This is a genomic window from Paraburkholderia sp. J41 (assembly GCF_905220235.1).
Classification (GTDB): domain Bacteria; phylum Pseudomonadota; class Gammaproteobacteria; order Burkholderiales; family Burkholderiaceae; genus Paraburkholderia.
In genome coordinates this window covers 1-486 of sequence record NZ_CAJMZE010000102.1, presented here as the reverse complement: position 1 = coordinate 486, position 486 = coordinate 1, and the positions used below count along the sequence as shown (strand labels likewise).

At 61.7% G+C, this 486-nt stretch carries 1 pseudogene; it reads left to right on the top strand.

Annotation, left to right across the window (positions count from 1 at the left end):
• A pseudogene (locus tag U5805_RS31600) lies at positions 1-486 on the top strand (adhesin); the annotation flags it as partial.

The window sequence follows — 486 nt, the reverse complement described above, 5'->3', positions numbered from 1 at the left end:
ACAACATCGGCGGCAAGACGTACAGCAACGCCGGCGACGCGTTCACGCAACTGAACAGCGACATCACGAACATCAACGGCACGATGGCTGACGCCGTGATGTACGACACGTCGGCTCATGACTCGGTGACGCTGGGCGGCTCGGGTGCAAGCGCGGTGGCGTTGCACAACGTGGCCAACGGTCTCGTGAACGTATCGAGCCTCGACGCGGTGAACGGTTCGCAGCTGTACAACGTGGCGGCCTCGACGGCCAACGCGATTGGCGGCGGCTCGACGGTGAACAGCGACGGTTCGATCTCGAACCCGACCTTCGTGGTGAATGGCGGCACGACGTACACGAATGTGGCCGGCGCGATCACCAACATCGACGGTCGTGTGACGCAGAACACCAGCGACATCCAGAACATCACCAACAACATCGACAACGGCACGATCGGTCTGGTGCAGCAAGACCCGACGACGCGCAACATCACCGTTGCGAAGGACA